Origin of the sequence: Sphingopyxis macrogoltabida, assembly GCF_001307295.1 — a bacterium.
Taxonomy (GTDB): Bacteria; Pseudomonadota; Alphaproteobacteria; order Sphingomonadales; family Sphingomonadaceae; genus Sphingopyxis; species Sphingopyxis macrogoltabida_B.
Map to the genome: position 1 here is coordinate 168,230 of NZ_CP012700.1, position 15,876 is coordinate 184,105.

A 15,876-nucleotide genomic window follows, 5' to 3' on the forward strand; every position below is an offset into this window, starting at 1 on the left:
GGGCAGGCCGATCCTGCCGTTCGAGGAGGATTGCCATGACCGAACCGCGCGTACCGCGCCTGACCGTCGATATCGTGTCGGACGTCATGTGCCCTTGGTGCATCATCGGCTGGCTGAAGTTCGAGCGGGTGATGGCGCATTTTGCGGGACGTTTGGACTTTCGCGTCCAGTGGCATCCGTTCGAGCTCAACCCCGACATGCCGCCGGAGGGCGAGGACGCCGCTGCGCATGTCATGCGCAAATATGGCATCAGCGCCGACCAGAGCCGCGCGAACAGCGGGCGGATGGCGGGGATTGCCGCCGAGCTTGGCTTTATCTTCAACCGCGGGCCGGATTTCCGGATGCGCAACAGTTTCGATGCGCATCGCCTGCTGACCTGGGCAGGGGCGCTCGAAGACCCCGAGCAGGAAGCGGCGACCGGCGTGCAAACGGCGCTGAAGCTCGCATTGTTTCGCGCCCATTTCACCGACAATCGCGATGTCGGCGACCCGGAGGTGCTGGCCGACGTCGCGGCCTCGGCCGGGCTCGACCGGACGCGGGCGGCGGCGATTCTCGCGAGCGGCGAATTCGGCGAGATGGTGCGCACCGAGGAAGCCTATTGGGCCGACCAGAATATCACCGGCGTCCCCGCCTTCATCCTCGCCGGACGGATGCTGATCCCCGGCGCGCAGGACCCCGAAGCCTTTATTCGCGTTATCGAAAATAAGGTGCTGGCGAGCGCCGGTTGAGGAACTGCGGCGGGCGGACGGGCGTTTTCAGGCCATCCCCCTTGCCCGCGCGGGCTTTCCGGTCCGGCGGGCCCAGCTATGGAGCCGGTCATGGCCGATACCCCGCGCAAGCCCGAAGCGGACGCCCCCGAGGCGCTCAACCGCGAGCAGCAGGACGAAGAGGCGCAGGCACAAACCGTCGCCGAGGCGGCGCGGCGTGAACGCCGGCTGGAAGACAGCGACAAGGTCAAGAGCCGCGACGAGAGCGACGACGCACAGGATCTGGTCGATCATATGCGCCAGATGGAGCGGTCGGGCCGGGCCGACATGGATGCCTATCGCGGCGAGCGCAGCGACGACGATGAGGATGGCGAACTCGGCGAAGAGGGTATCGAGGATGACGGGCCGCGCGGCGCGCCCTGAGCCGGTGTTAACGCGAATCCACCGTTAGACTATGGCACCATCGCGGACGAGTTTCTGATCCTTTCCTGCCATAGCGGTGGTGCCTTGTTGCGATTTCGCTAACCGCCGCGTGGCAGTGTGAACGGTATGGCCCGCCGTTCCTCTTATCCATCCGCCCGACGCTATCGACACCCCGGTCGCAAGAGAAGCTCATATCATCGCCGCGGCAGAGCGGGGTTTGCCTTTTGGCTTTTGATTGCGATCGCGGGCGGGTTCGGCGGCACGTTGGCGGCGCTTCAATTCGTCGCGAGCCACGAGGCGCGCGCGAGCGGCCTCGCGATTCTGAAAGGCCAGCTCACGAATGCGCCGTCCGATCGGCTGAGTGCGCGTTTCGGCGTCTGTCACAGCGGCGGCGGACGCAACTGCGTGGTCGATGGCGACACATTCTGGTTCGAGGGCGAGAAATACCGGATTGCCGATATCGATACGCCCGAAACCCATCCCGCGCGCTGCGCCGAGGAGGCGGCGCTCGGTGCTGCTGCGACGGAACGATTGAACGGCCTGCTAAACGCGGGCGAGTTCAGTCTCGATGCGGCCGATCGCGACGTAGACATCCACGGTCGCAAACTGCGTATCGTGACGCGCGGCGGCGAGAGTATCGGCGAGCGGCTGGTAGCCGAAGGGCTTGCCCGGCCATGGCAGGGGCGTCGCCGTCCGTGGTGTTGACGGGCTGCGGCGTCAGTCTTCGGGCGCGGTCTCGGCCGGCGCGTCGGGATCCACCCACGGCCCTTCGTCGCGAAGCGGCTTGTTCGGGCCGGCGAGCTGGCGAGCGACGTCGGCGGCGAGCAACTGCGCCACCGGATCGCCATCTTTGGCCGCCCATTCATCCCGGCGGGCCGCGAGCGCTGTCGTGCGCTCGCCTTCGGGAAGCTTTGCGACATCGATGTAGAAGCGCACCGCCTGAAGCCAGGGCGTGTCGTCGGTCAGCACATCCTCCGCCCAGCGGCTGAACGGACCGCCCGCGGGCACCCATTGACCCTCGCGTCGGTCGAGAAAGAAGAGCAGGCGCGATCCTTTCGGCACCATATAGCGGATGCAGCCGCCGATCTGCGCGAGCGGATGGGCGTTTTCGAGATCGTAGGGGTTGCTGAGAATCGCGAAGCGGTCGGGTGCGAGGGCGATCGGCAGCGTTGCGGGGGCGTTTGCGAGGTCGCCCTTGAGCGCTGCGATCGGTTTGATGTCGATCCGCATGGTATCGGGCCCGTCGACCGCATCTATCGGGGTGCCGCCGGTGACCGTCGCGAGCAGGATCATGTCGGCCCCGGCGACAAGTTCCATATTGGTCGGCACGGCATAGCCGGGGGCAGGCGAGCAGGCGAAGGCGGGAAGGGGCGCAGCGGCGAGCGCGAACACGGCGAACGGAAGGAGGAAACGCATCGCACCAGGCTAGCGCGCCGGGGGACGCTTGAAAAGCGGCGCGGCTTTCGGGCGGCCTGTCGGATGCCGGGAGCCAAGCGGGATTTAGCGCGTATGGTGCGTACGTCCGCAGGATTGCTGCGGAGCGCCGAGGAGAATGACCATGGCCGAACATGACCATAGCGCGATCAAGGAACATATGAACGTCGTGGGCGCCGACGGCGTCCATCTGGGCACCGTCGACCATCTCGACGGCGAGCGGATCAAGCTGACCAGGGCTGACAGCCCGCAGGCCGAGGACGGACAGGGCGGCAAGCACCATTATATTCCCGCCGGCCTCGTCGCATCGGTCGATGGCGATACGGTGCGCCTGTCGGCGACCGCCGCCAACGCAGCCGAATTGTTCGAGGAAGCCGAATAGCGGCGACAACCAATAACCAGAGGGCCGATGGCGCAATCCGGCGCCGCGGCACTGAAACTGGCCCGCCCCGTCGCCCCCGGGGCGGGCCATTTTCTTTGGCGCATCGCTATACCGGTGCCACCAATGGACTATGGGTGATTTTTCAACGCTCTGCCGTTATGGAAGGGGCGATGGGAAGCGAGGGGGAAGATCGGGCGCCGTGGGCGCGCGCGGGGCGGGTTGTCGCCGCGCTGCTGCTGTTCGCGGCCGGCTATGCCATCGCCAACCGTTATCCGCTGACATACAATGTGCTTTATCGCCATGCGGCGGGCGACGCCGAAAGCGCGGTGCGCGCAATGCTGTTCGTCGGCCTGCAGGGCGGCATATTGCTGATCGCGCTGGCGTTGCTGCCAGGCCGCTGGGCAGCGCTGCTGCTGGCGCTTGCGGGGACGTCGATCCTCATCAACCATGGCTATAGCGGAATCGTCGGCGAGCCGGTCGACGGCGGCACGCTGGCGTGGATGATCGCCGAGATCGGGCAGGCGGGCAATGCGGCGGGCGAGTTCGCCACGCCGCTGCTGCTCGCCGGCGCACAGACGGCGGCGGCGCTGGCGCTGCTCGCGGCGGCGCGCTGGCTGCTCCGCAGCGCGATGACGCTGCCATGGGGGCGCGGGATCGCGGCGGGCGTGATCGCGCTGCTCGCCCTCCCTTCGCTGCTTTATCGTACGGCCGACCTGTGGCCCGAAGCGGCCGAGCGTAACATTCCGGGCCTCGGCTGGGACCTGCTGACCGCGCCCGCCCCGCCGCCGCGCGCCGCGCCCGAACTCACGCCCGATCCGGCCATCCAGGCGCCGCGCCATATCGTCTGGCTGATCGACGAAAGCGTCGCTGCGGAACCGTTCACACGGCTGATCGCGCCGAAACTTGCGGCGGTGCCGCATGTCGACTTCGGGGTCGCGGCGGCGCTCGGCAATTGCAGCGCCCCGGCACAGGTCGCGCTGCGGTCGGGGGTGGATGTTCGCCGCGCGTCGCCGGCGATCGACCTGCGCCGGACGCCGTCGATCTGGGCCTATGCGAAGCGCGCCGGCTATCGCACGATGCTGATCGACGGGCAGACGTCGGGCGCGCCGCAGAATCTGCTGCTGGCGCCCGAACGCGCGCTGATCGACGATTTCCGGCCGATGCCCGGCGGCATCGACACCGATTTGAAGATCGCCGATGCGCTGAACCGGCAGATGAGGGCGCCGGGGCGGCGCTTCACGCTCGCGGTGCTGCGCGGCGTCCATTTCCAGTATCGCGACCATTATCCGGCGGGGGCGATCCCCGCGGACTCGCCCGCGGCGCTGCAATATGACACGGCGCTGGGCTGGTCGAAGGGGCGGTTCTTCGAGCGGCTGTTGGCGAGGGTCGATCGCGACACGGTGGCGGTCGTCTACACCTCCGACCATGGCCAGAACCTGACCCCCGGCGCGCTGCCGCACTGTAGCCGCGAGGCGGTGCGCGACGAGTTTCGCGTTCCGCTGCTCGCCTTTCTTCCCGATGCGCTCGCGGCGCGCTATGCCGCCGCGCCGCGCGAAGGCCACTCGGCGAGCCAGATCTTTCCCGCGACGCTCGGCTGGATGGGCTATGATCCCGCCAAGGCTACCGCGCTCTATGACAACGACCTAACCGAGCCGACTGCGCGCTATGTGTGGTTCGGGCGGACGGTGATCCCGATGGTCAGCGACACACAGGTGTCGCTGACCGCCGGGACCGCCTTTCCGGGTAACTAGCGGGTTTCGGCCGCCGCGCCGGCCTCGGAGCGCGCCTTGAGCTCGGTCTTGGGCAGCTTGGTCACCAGCCCGTGCGCGGCGCCTTCGGCGTGGCTGTAGAGCGACGACAGCGGCACATTATAAAGCTTGCCGCCATCGACGACGATCGCCTGATCGCCGTCGATGCTCTGGACGGTGCCGACGCTGTTGCCCGTGCTGTCGCTCACCTGCGCGCCGGCACGGACATCCTCGCGTGCCGCGAGCTTGAGCTTGGTCGCATCGACCGTATGGTTGACGCCTTCATCGACGCGATCGACGGTCTGGCCGACGCGGTCGGTTACCGCGCCGACGGTGCCGGCGGGATTGACGCCGACCTGCGCCCCGGCGTTGATGTCGGCGACGCCGCCGACTTGGGCGAAGGCGGGGGCGGCGAGCAGGGCGACGCCGGTGGCGAGCAGGCTGAGGGTCTTGCGCATGACAATATTCCTTCATGTCCGTTGGGATATGAAGCGAAACCCGGCAGCGGCGGCGGGCGTTGCCCGCGGCGCGGCGGGATGGCGCACCGCTGCGACGAAGCGCCGGCCAGAGCGGTTTGATCAGTGCGGCTTGGGAGCGGAGCCGATCAGCTTGTTGAGCGTCGCGATGCGCTGGCGCGCCGCGGTCCAGTCGCACTCGGGATGCGCCTGGATCTGGTCGAGGAGGGTGCGAACCTCCTTGCGGCGGTCGCCTTCGGTTACGGCCTGCATGGGCTTTCTCCTTTCAGGCGCCAGCATAGCATGGATGGCGAGAGTCGCCGATCGCTTCGCCGCCCGCGCGGCGCCATCCGTCGCGTGTGGCGGCGCCCGATGGTTGGGGCCAGCCTGCCGTATGCATGCCGGTGCGGCGGCGCTAACTTGTCAAACTTGTCACCGGGGTGCCTTCCAAAACAAGGGGTTAGCGGCGGGAGGGTGGCCGAAGATCGCGGAGAAAGATCGCGAAGATCGTTCACTCCGCGGCCGGGGCGAAAGGTCGCAAAGATCGTGCGCGGGCGCGATGTTCGGCGCGGCGGGGTTCGGCGCGGCGGACGGGGCGGATTTAACGGGTCAAAGAGCAAGGGGGCAGGCTGGCACGCGGCGGCAATGTAGGAAAGGGGCGCGCCGTCCTATTTCATCATAGCTCTGGCCTTTGGCCGAAACGCGCCCAGCGGCGTGCGGGCAATCCTTCCTCTGGCGGAGCCGTGGGGAGGGGGACCGTCGCCGCAGACGATGGTGGAGGGCCCGCGACGTTGCGCCACAGGCCCCTCCGTCAGCGCTTCGCGCTGCCACCTCCCCACGGCTATGCCGCAGGGAGGATCGATCAGCGCTGGCGCGGCGCGGTGCGAGTGCCTATCTGGGCGGCGATGACAGGCGGGGACCGGAACATGGTGGTGGTGGCGCGGCTGCGCACGGCGCCGCTGGTGGCGTGGCAGTTCGGCTGCGCGCTGCTGCTCGGCGTGCTCGCGGCGCGGCTCGACTGGCACGGCGGCCTCGCCGAGATGCTGCGGACGATGGTCTTCGTGCAGCCGCTGGTCGGGCTTGGCATCGTCGCGGTGCTGGCGCTATGGGCCTATTGGATCGGCGTGTGGCGGCGGCGCGGCGATTATCTGCGCCACGACGGGGTGACGCTCTATCGCGGCGGCAGCACCCGCTGGCCGCTGGCGCTGGTCCGCAATGTAGTGGTGACGCGCGGCGAGACGGGGCTGCATGCGCTGCGGCTGGTCGTCGACGACGACAGCGAGGTCACGCGCGAACTGGTGAAGCTCTACCTGCTCGACGGCCCGCCCGAGGTGGTGCGCGACGGGGTGATGTTCGCGGTGGCGCGGGCGGGTGGTGGTGTGGGGGTGGTTACGGTGCATTGAGGGGGATTGCCGGGCATTCCCCACTTTCGTCATCCCGGACTTGATCCGGAATCCATTCTACGGCCGTGGCTTGGATCCCGGATCAAGTCCGGGATGACGATGAAAGGGAGGGCGGCGTCACATGCCCAGCGGCGGCAAGCCCTAGTTCCTCCGCCAAGTCCCGCCAATCCGGGTTCGCCGCCTCGATCAACGCGATCTTCCACTGGCGCTGCCAGTTCTTGATCTGCTTTTCGCGCGTGATCGCGGCGTGCATCGTCGCGGCGAGTTCGAACCAGACGAGCGTCTTCACGCCATAGCGATCGGTGAAGCCGTCGAAGCTGCCGTCGCGGTGCTGGCAGATGCGCTGGATCAGGTGCGAGGTGACGCCGGTGTAGAACGTGCCGTGCCGCGCGCTCGCCATGATATAGGCGCAGGGCTGGAAGTCGGCGTGCATGGGGTGGAGGCTAGGGCGGCGATGGACCCCGGATCACGGTGAGCCAGTTATGGGCCTCGTCCGCGGGTGACGAGATTAGGTCGAACCGGATGCTTTTCTCCTGACCATCATGCCGGACTTGATCCGGCATCCACGCGGTGAAAAGCAATTGGGGGTCTACTAATCCGTCACCTTAATTCGAAGCGCTTCAAATCGGAAGCTAGCCCGGTCGACGTTCCTCACGCAGGTTCGCAAATTCCACGATACCAAGATGTGCTCGAAATCGTTCAGCGCGTGCATCGAAGTTTGCCGTTCGATCCTTATACTTCCACACCCAATCAGAACCGCCTCCCCTGCGCGGTCGAAGATAGGAGACAACAGAATATTCGAACAATCTACTCAACGCGCCGGCGCCATCCTCCACTTTGTTTTCTTTTGACCGCTGACGGTCGTAGGCTTCGTCGAATTGAGTTCGTGTAAATGTAATGTAGCCTATGTCTCTCAATGTATTAATTGCATCTTCCCAATGTGGCCAGTGTGCTTTAATTTCGTCGTCAAGTTCTTCTTTAAAATATGTGGTGTACTCAGATCGAGCGGAGGATATGTCTTCATTTGATAAAAGTTCTCTATCCTTTTTTTGGGATAGAATTATATTTATGTAGCTTATGACATCTCTCGGTCTGTCCAGTGTTCTGGATATAATGTGATCCCACTTTTGTTGGGTCCCGCGCATAAGGCGATCGTCAATAAGGTCGGACCATGAAAGGTTCGCGATCCTGTTGAGTCGAATATTTACCATCTCTAAAAGGGAGGCGCTGTTCCAGTTTAGGACGAGGGCCGGTCCTCTAGATATTTTATTTTTATCAGAAAATGCTAAATAATCCCATAGGTCTTGTCTTAAGTAGACAAAGGGCCGCACGATTTGATCGCTCTTCTTTCCAAACCCACGAAAGCTTTGTATGGCTAGTATTAATCCAGAAATTAGAAGTTCTCTATTTCTATCAAATTTTTCTAATCCGACATCTAGTTCGTCGAAATGAAGTTCAATATGGTTTTGGCCTCTGTACCTCATTGTCTCGCCGACCAGTCGAATTATCTCGGTGGCAACGGCATCGATTTGCTGACCAAATCCCGGCTTGACCTTTCGTAGTTCGATCGATCCAAGCTCATTCCCAGCAATCTTCGGCTGAATGACTGCTTTCTCAATAATAATTTTTGCTGGCGAGAATACTTTGTCGACATCGACAGATGGAGCGCCATAATTAGAATTGAAAAATGACCGAAGCTTTTGTTCCGCATCTATCGTGTTGTTAAATTTTGCTTCTAGGCATGCGGAAGCAGCCTGCGCGGCAATAAGGTATCGCCAAGAGGCAACGTAAGCTTCCATTTCCCCGACTTGGTTATCGGCCAAGTCTGAGTGCAAAGTCCATGGGTATCCGCGGAGATTAAGCGGTCTCCGGTAAGGATTCTTTCCGTGCTCTTTAGTGAAATGCTTGACTAGTGCGGTTTTTCCTGAGCCCTTTCGGCCCAAAATTAGAAAAATTTCATTTTCTTCAACTAGTCGAACAGCATCGGTTGTTAAAAAATACTCGAGGACTGCATCCTCTTCTGCGGACGGTTGACCGATAGAGCGAAGGTCGGGAAATTGCATGCGTATCTCCGCCGCTTACTTGATTCTATGCAAATAGCCTCTTTTTCTACATTATCAAACCGAAAACCCGCCCGCATTCCGCCGGTTCGAACCCGCCGCCAGCACCTTCTTGCCCGTCGGGGTCAGCGCCCACTTTGCGCCCTGCTGCACCACCAGTCCCAGTTCGACGAGTTCGTCGCGGATCGGGTCGGTGGGGAGTTGGGGGCGGCGGTTCGAGAGGCCTTCGAGGGTCGCGCGCTGGGGCTGGCTGAGGACGAGGAGTTTGAGTTTTTTCTTGTCGGTCATTTTTGGCCTCTGACGTCTTGTTGTTCGTTCGTCGGGAGCGTGGTGCTGTCTCGCGAAACCCCACCCCGCTTCACTAGGCCAGCAAGCTGGCAAGTTTCGCTGCCCCTCCCCTGAAGGGGAGGGGTTTATAGGGTCGCTTACTCGGCGGCGATGCCGGCCTGCTTGAACATGTCTTCGCCGTCGTTTTCGGCGTCGGCCGCCGGGGCGTCGTCGCTGGTCTTGGCCTTCTTGCGGTTGTCGAAGCTGGTCCACACGGTGTTCCAGTCGCCGCGCGTCGCGCCCTTCGAATATTCGGTAGCGCGCGTTTCGAAGAAGTTGGCGTGCTCGACGCCGTTGAGCAGCGGGGCGAGCCAGGGGAGCGGGTGCTCGTCGATCATGTAGATCGGCTGGAAACCGAGTTGCCCCAAGCGCCAGTCGGCGATGTAGCGGATGTAGCGCTTGATCTCCTTCGGCGTCATGCCGGGGACGGGGCCCTGTTCGAAGGCGAGGTCGATGAACGCATCCTCGAGCCGCACCGTCTTCTGGCAGGTGTCGATGATGTCTTCCTTCACCGCCTTGGTCAGGCAACCGCGTTCCTTGGTGAAGGTGTGGAACAGCTTGATAATGCCTTCGCAGTGCAGGCTCTCGTCGCGGATCGACCAGCTGACGATCTGGCCCATGCCCTTCATCTTGTTGAAGCGCGGGAAGTTCATCAGCATCGCGAAGCTGGCGAAAAGCTGGAGGCCCTCGGTGAAGCCGCCGAACATCGCGAGGGTGCGCGCGATATCCTCGTCATTTTCGACCCCGAACTGCTGCATATAGTCGTGCTTGGCGCGCATCTCGTCATATTCGAGGAACATGCCGTACTCGCTCTCGGGCATGCCGATGGTGTCGAGCAGATGGCTGTACGCCGCGATATGCACCGTCTCCATGTTGCTGAACGCGGTCAGCATCATCTTGATCTCGGTCGGCTTGAACACGCTGCCGTATTTTTCGTGGTAGCAATCCTGCACCTCGATATCGGCCTGGGTGAAGAAGCGGAAAATCTGGGTGAGCAGGTTGCGTTCGTGGTCGCTGATCTTCTGCGCCCAGTCGCGGCAATCCTCGCCCAGCGGCACTTCCTCGGGCACCCAGTGGATCTGCTGCTGGCGCTTCCAGAAATCGAACGCCCAGGGATATTCGAAGGGCTTGTAGGTCTTGCGGGCTTCTAGAAGGGGCATCGGCGATCTCCGGACTGGCGTATCTTTACTCCTCTCCCACCGGGAGAGGAAGGGGCCCAAGGCGTCAGCCTTGGGAAGGTGAGGGTGGTTGGCGGCCTGGTGCCGGCGGTTGGTCGCCCTCACCCTTCCGCCGCTGCGCGGCTGCTTCCTTCTCCCGGAGGGAGAGGGAGATTGTTTCCATGACGCCGCTCGTGTTCGCGAGGACGTCGTTGTTCCAGAAGCGGAGGACGGTGAGGCCCTGCTGCTCGAGATATTCGGTGCGGCGGGCGTCATAGGACGCCGCCCCCGCATGCTGGCCGCCGTCGACCTCGATCACCAGCTTCGCGGCGAAGCTGAAGAAATCGGCGAAATAGGGGGCGATCGGAACCTGCCGCCGCCATTTCGTGGCGGGGAAGGTCTTGCGCAGCGCCTGCCACATCCGCTTTTCGGCTTCGGTGGCGTCCCTGCGCAGGGTGCGGGCGCGGGCGACGGTGCCGGCGGGTTGGCCCTGATAGGTCCGCATCGGGATCGCCCTCACCCTTCCGGCGCTTTGCGCCTCCCTCCCTCTCCCGGCGGGAGAGGGAATCATTGGCACGCGAGGCACTCGTCGTAGTCGGTGGTCTGCAGCTCGTATTTCGGGGCCTCCGACGTGTTGTCGGCCTCGACGCCGCCCGCGAAGCCGGCGCGCTGCACCGATTTCGACCGCAGGTAATAGAGCGATTTGATGCCGAGCTCCCACGCGCGATAGTGGAGCATGAGCAGGTCCCATTTCTCGACGTCCGCCGGGATGAACAGGTTCAGCGAGGCGGCCTGATCGATGTAGGGCGTGCGGTCGGCGGCGAGTTCGAGCAGCCAGCGCTGGTCGATCTCGAAGCTGGTCTTGTAGCAGTCCTTCTCGTCCTGCGTCAGGAAGTCGAGGTGCTGGACGCTGCCGCCCTTTTCGAGGATCGAGTTCCACACATTGTCGCTGTTCTTCGCCTTGTCGACGAGGAGGGCTTCCAAATGCGGGTTGCGGATCGAGAAGCTGCCCGACAGCGTCTTGTGCGTGTAGATGTTCGCCGGGATCGGCTCGATGCACGCGCTGGTGCCGCCGCAGATGATGCTGATCGACGCGGTCGGCGCGATCGCCATCTTGCAGCTGAAACGCTCCATCACGCCCTGATCGGCGGCGTCGGGGCAGGGGCCGCGCTCGTTGGCGAGCAGCATCGACGCCTGATCGACTTGCGCGCGGATATGCTTGAAGACGCGGAGGTTCGACGATTTCGCCATCGCGCCCTCGAACGGCAGGCCGCGCGCCTGGAGGAAGCTGTGGAAGCCCATGACGCCGAGGCCGACCGAACGTTCGCGGCTGGCGCTATATTTGGCGCGCGCCATTTCGGGCGGGGCGCGGTCGATATAGTCCTGGAGGACATTGTCGAGCATGCGCATGACATCCTCGATAAAGCGCTTGTCGCCGTTCCATTCGTCCCAGGTTTCGAGGTTCAAGGACGAGAGGCAGCAGACCGCGGTGCGATCGTTGCCGAGATGGTCGCGGCCGGTCGGCAGGGTGATTTCCGAGCAGAGGTTCGAGGTGGTGACCTTGAGTCCCAAGTCGCGATGATGCTTGGGCATCATGCGGTTCACCTGATCGATGAAGATGATGTAGGGCTCGCCGGTCGCGAGGCGCGTTTCGACGAGCTTCTGGAACAGCGAGCGCGCATCGACGGTGCCGCGGACGCTCTGGTCCTTGGGGCTGCGGAGGTTGAATTCGGCGCCGTCGCGGACGGCCTCCATGAATTCGTCGGTGATCAGCACGCCGTGGTGGAGATTGAGCGCCTTGCGGTTGAAGTCGCCCGACGGCTTGCGAACCTCGAGAAACTCCTCGATCTCGGGGTGCGAGATGTCGAGGTAGCAGGCGGCCGAACCGCGGCGGAGCGAGCCCTGCGAGATCGCGAGGGTCAGGCTGTCCATGACGCGGACGAAGGGGATGATGCCGCTGGTCTTGCCGTTGAGGCCGACGGGTTCGCCGATGCCGCGCACCGCGCCCCAGTAGGTGCCGATGCCGCCGCCGCGGCTGGCGAGCCAGACATTCTCGTTCCAGGTGCCGACGATGCCCTCGAGGCTGTCGTCGACCGAATTCAGGTAACAGCTGATCGGCAGGCCGCGGCCGGTGCCGCCGTTCGAGAGAACGGGGGTGGCGGGCATGAACCACAGCTTCGAGATATAGTCGTAGAGGCGCTGGGCATGATCCTGATCGTCGGCATAGGCCGACGCGACGCGCGCGAAGAGATCCTGGTATGATTCGCCGGGCAGGAGGTAGCGGTCCTGCAGCGTTTCCTTGCCGAAATCGGTGAGCAGCGCGTCGCGGCTGCTGTCGGTGGTCACTTCGAACCGGCGCGCGTGAACCTTGGGCTCGCTGCTGTCGTTGAGCTTGGCGGCGGGAGGCGATTCGGGAGCCGATTCGCCCTTCGATTCGGGTGCCGCCGGAGCGTCATTCTTTGTCAGTTCCACCGTCGCCACGTCGCTCGTCTCCACCCGTTCGCTTTCCCGAAAATCCATCTGGTTCGCCCCCATTTTTGACCAGCGCCGCGCGGCGCTTTGTTCCTGTCTTGTTCGACTCGGGACGAAGCCCCGATCCTAGCATCTAAACCGCCCCGCGGGGCACATATTTTTGGGCGCAAGAAGGGTTTTCCCGTGCCCATATGGGATGGGCGACGGAAATCCGCCACTTACAGCCTGATACAATTTCTTGGGGTGCCCCCGCTGGTTACCCACCACCTATAGTGCCACGTCGGCGCGGCGATGCAAGACGGTAAATGACAGATTAGGGACTCGGTTCGTCGATATTTTGATTCAGTTCGTCGCGCGGGACGGGCCGGCCGCAGGCAAAAGATCAGCCTTTCTGCGGCCCCGCGCCCGATCGGTGTCCGGAGCGCGCTGCGGCTGAATTTTTTCGGGTCGATACAGACCCTTCGCCGGCACCTCTTGGCCGACACACCATATATTGGGGCAAGCCCGGCGGCGGACGCAAGAGCGGTTAACCAAGCCGCGGGCAAAAAGGGGCTGGCGGGCAAAGAAAAAGGGCCCCGGCGATGCCGGAGCCCTTTGTCTAACCCTGGGGGCCTTTAGGCCTGACCGCCACCGTTACCGGAGCCGGCGCCGCCCAGAAATTTCCAAAACCAACCCATTTGAAATCTCCTGTAGGCACTGCCAATTCCACGGCAGTTAACGCGACGTATACCTTAAAAAACAAGGTAAAGCGAGTCTTAACCTTAACAAATGGTGCCAAAATGGCAGTTATGCCGAGCGGCTGTGGGGAGCGGTCGAGAGATTGGCCGAAAGCTCGGAAAATAGCTGCGGCTTTCCAAGATGATACCCTTGGCCAACGTCGCATCCGAGCCCTTCGAGCAGGGTCATGGTTTCGCGATCCTCGATGCCTTCGGCGACGGCGATGGCACCAAGACGGTGCGCGAGATCGATCGTCGATTTGACGACTTCGAAGTTGCGCTGCGAATCGCGCATTGTCATCACGAAGCGCTTGTCGATCTTGATCTCGTCGGCCTCGATCTCGGTCAGATATTCGAGGTTCGACTGGCCGGTGCCATAATCGTCGATCGACAGACGGATGCCCGAGCGGCGAAGCTGGGCGAGCGTCTGGCGCGCCTGGCGGCTGTTTTCGATCTGCGCGGTCTCGGTGATCTCGATCGTCAGCCATTCGGGCGACAGATGGTGCGCGGTCAGCATGACGCGGATCGTGCCGACGAGGTCGCTGTGGTCGAGCAGCGTCGCCGAGAGGTTGACCGACATATGGATCTTGAAGCCGCGCGCATGGAGCTGCGCGGTCGAGCGGATCGCCTGATCCATGACGAACAGGGTGAGGCGGTAGATGTCCTGGCTCTTTTCGGCCTGGACGATGAACTCGTCGGGCGGGATCGGTCCGCGCGTCGGGTGCGTCCAGCGCGCCAGTGCCTCGACCCCGACGAGCTTGCCCGAGGCGATTTCATATTGCGGCTGGAAGGCGACCCAGATGTCGCCGCCGGTGAGCGCGTCCTCGAGCTGCGAGTGAAAGCTGAGCTGCCAGCCGGCGTCTTCCTTCTGACGCGGCGAATATTTGGTCCACAGCGCGCGGCTGCGCACCGATTTTTCGGCGGCGACGAGCGCGGCGGCGAGCCGCTGCGCGTTCGAGCCCTCGAACTCGTCATTGACCCCGAAGGCGATCGCGACGTCGACGCGCAGTTCGCCAATCGTCAGCGGCGCGTTGAACAATGCGGCGAGGCCGGCGAGATGTCCCTCGATCTGGCTGTGCTGATAATAGGGAACCAGCCAGGCGAAGGTGCCGTCGAGATCGTGATGGAGCTGCGTGCCGTGGCAGGCCAGCGTCAGGCGGCGTGCGACCTGGTCGACCATCTGCTGGCTGCCCTCGCCGGGGAGGAAGGCGGCGAGATCCTCGAAATTGACGAGCTTCGCGGCGATGATCGTTGCGCTGCCGAACGGCTGTTGGGTGCGCAGCGCCTCGAAATTGGGCAGGCCCGATACGGGGTTTTCGCGCTGGGCCGAGAAATGGCGGCGCTTGCGCGAGACGTTGGCGCCGAGCGCGGCGATGAAAAAGGCCGCAGCGCCGATCTCGACCGAGACCAGCGACACGGTCAGGAAGATTTTCGCGGCCGCGGTCACGCCGACCACGCCGAGCGCGGCGCGGCTGTACCAGCGGCCGCGATCGAACATCAGGGCGGCGAGCAGGATGATGGCGGCCGCGAGCAGCGGCGGGAGCCAGCCGATATCGACGGGCATCCCGCGCTTGAGCGTCTCGCCCGCGATCAGGTGGATATAGGCGCCGGGAATCTTGTTGTGACCCGGCAGATAATGCTGGTCGGGCGACGCCGTCGAGGCGGGCGCGAAAATGACATCCTTGCCGTGCAATTGCGCGGCCCCGACCTTGCCCGAGATGACGTCGATCGCGCTGTAGCGGGTCACCGTTTCGGTGTCGTAGGAATAATCGATGGCGAATTGCCGGGGCTGTTCGCGGGGGTGGCCTGCCATGACGGCGGCGAAGCTGGGCAGCACCCGGCCGTCGGCACGCACAGCCATCGGGACCTTCCAGACCTGCCAGAACCCGTACTCCCAGCCGATGAACGCTTTCTGTGCGCGGTTGCCGAGGCGGGCGTCGGGCCACACGGCGCCCTCGGCTTCGGTGCCGCCGAAATTCGCCGACGGAACCGCGAGTATGATGCGGTCGTCCATCGCCTTCACCGCGGCCGCCATTTCGCCGAAGGCCGGGTCCCTGACCCGGCGCTCGTAGGAAAAGTCGACGAACAGGCGGTGGACGCCCGCCTTGTCGATGGCGCGGATCAACTGGGCGTGGTTGGCGGCGGTGAAATCCTGATCGTCGACCGCCGCGAGCGTCTTGTCGTCGACCGCGACCACGACGGTTTCGCCGGAAACCGGCCGCCAGGCGATGCTGCCGAGTGCGCTTTCGACGACGCGATCGATCGGTAGCGCCACGCCGGTAACACCGACGATGACGCTGAGCAGCAACGACAGCCCGAAGGTTCGCCAGCTGACGATCATCTTGTTGCCCAGCTTGAACACGCACGTCTCCAGCGATTACCGGACGTGCCTAGTCGGTGATGGTTATCATTGCGTTAATCATGAACGAAACATTGCGGTGAGCGGGGCGGGGCGGGTGTGAATATATGCCGGAATAGCGGTTTTCGGCCGCTTTATGTCCTGCCTATTTTCGTCACCCCGGACTTGATCGGGGGTCCATGACTTCCGCGCCGCCGTGGATCCCGGATCAAGTCCGGGATGACGAGGGTGGA

General features: G+C 63.6%; 16 protein-coding genes. 6 read left to right on the plus strand and 10 right to left on the minus strand.

Features of this window, described 5'->3' with window-relative positions; genetic code table 11:
• Window positions 1–35 precede the first annotated feature (35 nt).
• The 3 genes from AN936_RS00825 to AN936_RS00835 all read left to right on the plus strand — a co-directional run bounded on the left by AN936_RS00825 (window position 36) and on the right by AN936_RS00835 (window position 1,835).
• Window positions 36–728 (plus strand): DsbA family oxidoreductase, encoded by a 693-nt coding sequence (locus tag AN936_RS00825; protein ID WP_054586483.1) that lies wholly within the window; start codon window positions 36–38, stop codon window positions 726–728.
• Window positions 729–818: 90 nt separating this feature from the next.
• Window positions 819–1,130 carry a hypothetical protein gene (locus AN936_RS00830; RefSeq protein WP_084758600.1) on the plus strand — a complete coding sequence of 104 codons (312 nt, stop codon included), beginning with the start codon at window positions 819–821 and terminating at the stop codon, window positions 1,128–1,130.
• A gap of 264 nt (window positions 1,131–1,394) precedes the next feature.
• Window positions 1,395–1,835 (plus strand): thermonuclease family protein, encoded by a 441-nt coding sequence (locus AN936_RS00835; protein ID WP_234715698.1) that lies wholly within the window; start codon window positions 1,395–1,397, stop codon window positions 1,833–1,835.
• A 12-nt stretch (window positions 1,836–1,847) separates the two neighbouring features.
• On the opposite strand, the gene AN936_RS00840 is transcribed toward AN936_RS00835, so the two are convergent.
• Window positions 1,848–2,546: a hypothetical protein gene (locus tag AN936_RS00840; RefSeq protein ID WP_054586485.1), complete on the minus strand. Its 699-nt coding sequence runs from the start codon at window positions 2,544–2,546 to the stop codon at window positions 1,848–1,850.
• Window positions 2,547–2,688: 142 nt separating this feature from the next.
• Between AN936_RS00840 and AN936_RS00845 the strand changes: the two genes are divergently transcribed.
• Complete coding sequence (locus AN936_RS00845) at window positions 2,689–2,946, plus strand: DUF2171 domain-containing protein (protein WP_054586486.1); 258 nt, start codon at window positions 2,689–2,691, stop codon at window positions 2,944–2,946.
• A 170-nt stretch (window positions 2,947–3,116) separates the two neighbouring features.
• Window positions 3,117–4,697: a sulfatase-like hydrolase/transferase gene (locus tag AN936_RS00850; RefSeq protein WP_158500027.1), complete on the plus strand. Its 1,581-nt coding sequence runs from the start codon at window positions 3,117–3,119 to the stop codon at window positions 4,695–4,697.
• Here AN936_RS00850 and AN936_RS00855 read toward each other — a convergent pair.
• Complete coding sequence (locus tag AN936_RS00855; protein ID WP_054586488.1) at window positions 4,694–5,152, minus strand: hypothetical protein; 459 nt, start codon at window positions 5,150–5,152, stop codon at window positions 4,694–4,696. The two genes, AN936_RS00850 and AN936_RS00855, sit on opposite strands and share 4 nt — an antisense overlap.
• Window positions 5,153–5,272: 120 nt before the next feature.
• A complete protein-coding gene (locus tag AN936_RS25220) occupies window positions 5,273–5,422 on the minus strand; it encodes a hypothetical protein (RefSeq protein ID WP_173585635.1) in 150 nt (49 codons plus the stop codon).
• Window positions 5,423–6,054: 632 nt separating this feature from the next.
• On the opposite strand from AN936_RS25220, the gene AN936_RS00860 reads away from it, so the two are divergent.
• On the plus strand, window positions 6,055–6,552 hold the full coding sequence (locus AN936_RS00860) for a hypothetical protein (RefSeq protein ID WP_158500028.1): 498 nt from the start codon (window positions 6,055–6,057) through the stop codon (window positions 6,550–6,552).
• An 82-nt stretch (window positions 6,553–6,634) separates the two neighbouring features.
• Here the strand turns inward: AN936_RS00860 and AN936_RS00865 are convergent, their stop codons facing one another.
• From AN936_RS00865 to AN936_RS00890, 7 genes are all read right to left on the minus strand, one after another.
• Window positions 6,635–6,985 (minus strand): GIY-YIG nuclease family protein, encoded by a 351-nt coding sequence (locus tag AN936_RS00865; RefSeq protein WP_054586490.1) that lies wholly within the window; start codon window positions 6,983–6,985, stop codon window positions 6,635–6,637.
• A gap of 199 nt (window positions 6,986–7,184) precedes the next feature.
• A complete protein-coding gene (locus AN936_RS24565) occupies window positions 7,185–8,615 on the minus strand; it encodes a P-loop ATPase, Sll1717 family (RefSeq protein ID WP_149037565.1) in 1,431 nt (476 codons plus the stop codon).
• A gap of 54 nt (window positions 8,616–8,669) precedes the next feature.
• Window positions 8,670–8,900 carry a hypothetical protein gene (locus AN936_RS00870; RefSeq protein WP_054586491.1) on the minus strand — a complete coding sequence of 77 codons (231 nt, stop codon included), beginning with the start codon at window positions 8,898–8,900 and terminating at the stop codon, window positions 8,670–8,672.
• A gap of 137 nt (window positions 8,901–9,037) precedes the next feature.
• Window positions 9,038–10,099, minus strand: coding sequence for a ribonucleotide-diphosphate reductase subunit beta (locus AN936_RS00875; RefSeq protein ID WP_054586492.1), 1,062 nt, complete (start codon window positions 10,097–10,099; stop codon window positions 9,038–9,040).
• A gap of 64 nt (window positions 10,100–10,163) precedes the next feature.
• The gene (locus tag AN936_RS00880) at window positions 10,164–10,601 is read right to left on the minus strand and encodes an endonuclease domain-containing protein (protein WP_054586493.1); all 438 of its coding nucleotides are present in this window, start codon (window positions 10,599–10,601) and stop codon (window positions 10,164–10,166) included.
• Between the two features lie 62 nt (window positions 10,602–10,663).
• A complete protein-coding gene (locus AN936_RS00885) occupies window positions 10,664–12,616 on the minus strand; it encodes a ribonucleoside-diphosphate reductase subunit alpha (protein ID WP_054586494.1) in 1,953 nt (650 codons plus the stop codon).
• A gap of 738 nt (window positions 12,617–13,354) precedes the next feature.
• Entirely contained in the window at window positions 13,355–15,646 is a 2,292-nt protein-coding gene (locus AN936_RS00890; protein ID WP_234715699.1) for an EAL domain-containing protein, read from the minus strand.
• Window positions 15,647–15,876 lie beyond the last annotated feature (230 nt).